The organism is Agromyces humi (genome assembly GCF_009720255.1).
Classification (GTDB): domain Bacteria; phylum Actinomycetota; class Actinomycetes; order Actinomycetales; family Microbacteriaceae; genus Agromyces; species Agromyces humi.
This window is the reverse complement of record NZ_WJSP02000482.1, coordinates 1-2,426: the sequence shown is the minus strand read 5'-3', so window position 1 is coordinate 2,426 and position 2,426 is coordinate 1. Positions and strand designations below refer to the sequence as shown.

At 72.5% G+C, this 2,426-nt stretch carries 3 protein-coding genes; all 3 read left to right on the top strand.

The features are described 5' to 3' along the window. The coding region (locus tag GH736_RS21220; protein WP_162529588.1) for a response regulator transcription factor at positions 1-262 on the top strand (262 nt) is incomplete at its 5' end. A gap of 80 nt (positions 263-342) precedes the next feature. Then, entirely contained in the window at positions 343-1,104 is a 762-nt protein-coding gene (locus tag GH736_RS21215) for an ABC transporter ATP-binding protein (protein ID WP_159606845.1), read from the top strand. Beyond that, positions 1,104-2,426: ABC transporter permease (locus GH736_RS21210; RefSeq protein WP_159606843.1), on the top strand; the 1,323-nt coding region annotated here is incomplete at its 3' end. The genes GH736_RS21215 and GH736_RS21210, both read left to right, overlap by 1 nt.

The following is a 2,426-nucleotide window of genomic DNA, read 5'->3' as shown; positions in this document are numbered from 1 at the left end:
CGCGACGCGCGAGCTGTTCGCCCACGTGGGCCGGGGCAACGGTCGCCGCCCGGCGCCCGCCGCGTGGTCGGAGCTCACCCCGCGGGAGCGCGAGATCTTCGCCCTCGCCGCCCGGGGTCTCTCCAACTCCGAGATCGCGGCATCCGAGTACCTCTCGGAGGCCACCGTGAAGACGCACGTCAGCCGGATCCTCGCGAAGCTCGGGCTGCGCGACCGGGTGCAGCTCGTGGTGTTCGGCTACGAGCACGACCTCGCCGACTGAGCGCGTCATCCTGCAGGATGACCCCGGACCATCCGGTGGCCGGATGCCGCGACGACGCCCCGGTCCGTAGCGTCGAAGGCATGCAGATCCAACCTTCCGACCTCGGTCTCATCGCCCGCGTCACGGGCCTCGGCAAGCGCTACGGACACGGCTCGGGCACGGTCACGGCGCTCGACGACGTCTCGCTCGGACTCCGCCGCGGCGAGTTCACCGCCATCATGGGGCCGTCGGGCTCGGGCAAGTCGACATTGATGCACATCATGGCCGGCCTCGACTCGCCGACCTCGGGGCGTGCCTGGCTCGGCGACACGGAGATCACCGAGCTCTCGGACTCGGCGCTCACCGTGCTGCGCCGTCGCCGGATCGGCTTCGTGTTCCAGTCGTTCAACCTGGTGCCGACGCTCGACGTGCGCGGCAACGTGATGCTCCCGTTCGAGCTCGACGGGCGCCGGCCGAGCCGCGACGAGCAGGCGTGGATCGACGAGCTCGTCGAGACCCTCGGCCTCGGCTCGCGCCTCACGCACCGTCCGCACGAGCTCTCGGGCGGGCAGCAGCAGCGCGTGGCGATCGCCCGCGCCCTCGCGACGCGACCCGACCTGGTGTTCGCCGACGAGCCGACGGGCAACCTCGACTCGCGCACCGGCCGCGAGGTGCTGGGCCTCCTCGCCACGGCGAGCGCCGGGTACGGCCAGTCGATCGCGATGGTGACGCACGACCCGGTGGCCGCGAGCCACGCCGATCGGATCCTCTTCCTCGCCGATGGGCGCATCGTGCGCGATGCCGCCCGCTCGTCGGCCGAGGAGATCTCCGCGTACATGCTCGCCATGGAGGTCGCGGCCTGATGCGCACGCGACTCAGGGACCAGTGGCCGACCCTCGTGGTGGCCACGCTCGCGGGCACGTTCGGCGTCGTCCTGCTGCACGTGACGGGGCTGCTCGGCGCCGCCATCGCGGCCGACGACGTCACGGGGGAGAGCGCGACCGTGGCGCTCCTGCTCGGCATCGTGGCCACGGCGTTCATCGTCATCGCGATCTACGTCAGCGCCGTCGTCACGGCCAACACGGTGTCGACGGTCGTCGCCGGCCGCACCCGGCTCATCGCGCTGCTCCGACTCATCGGCTCCAGCGCACGGGCGCAGCGCGCCCAGATCGCCCGGGAGGGCCTGCTGATCGGACTGGCCGGCGCACTGGCGGGCGTCGTGCTGGGCACGGGCGCGGCGTTCGCGATCCAGGCGGCGGGCGAGGCGAACGACCTCATGCCGCCCACCGCGTACGACTACCTGAACCCGGTCGTGGCGCTCCCCGCGGCCGCGGTGGCCGTCACGACGTGGCTGGCGTCGTGGGTGGGCTCGCGCCGTGTGCTGCGGGTGCGGCCGATCCAGGCGATCGGCGACTCCCACGAGCAGGACCGCGAGGAGCTCGGTCGGCGTCGCGCACGCAACGTGGCGGCGCTCGTGCTGTTCGTCGTCGGCATCGCGCTGCTCGTCGTGGGCGTCGTGTGGGGGCTCACGGAGCCGTACGGCGTACTCGTCGGAATGGTGGGGGGCATCGTCTCGTTCACGGGGATCGTGCTGGGCGCGCACGTCGTCCTGCCGCCGGTGCTGCGTCTCGTGGGGCGCGCGTTCGGCAACTCCCCGTCGGCGCGGCTGGCGGCCGAGAACGCCGTGCGCCACCCCGAGCGCAGTTCTCGCATGACGATCGGCCTGGTCATCGGCGTGACCCTCGTCACGACCTTCGCCGTGACGATGGAGTCGTACCGCGCGATGATCCTGGAGGCGCAGCGCGCGCAGCCGGAGGTCTACGCGGGCATCGACGACATGCTCGACGTCACGGTCGCCGTCTTCACCGTGTTGATCGGGTTCAGCGCGCTCATCGCGGCCATCGGCATGGTGAACACGCTGTCGCTCAGCGTCATGCAGCGCACCCGCGAGCTCGGCTTGCTGCGCGCCCTGGGCTTCGAGCGCCGCCAGGTGCGCACCATGATCGTCGCGGAGAGCGCAGCACTGACCCTCGCGGCGACGCTGCTCGGCCTGGTGCTCGGGTTCGGCTACGGCTGGGCGGGTGCCCAGGCGCTGCTCGGCGGCGCGCAGGGGGAGCCGACGTTCGTGCTCCCGGGCATCCCGTGGGCGATGTTCGGCGGCCTGCTGGCCGCGGCGGGCGTACTG

What these genes read in the sequence shown, in the direction of transcription:
- GH736_RS21215 (WP_159606845.1), top strand. Translation starts at nt 343, where the DNA reads ATGCAGATCCAACCTTCCGACCTCGGTCTCATCGCCCGCGTCACGGGC.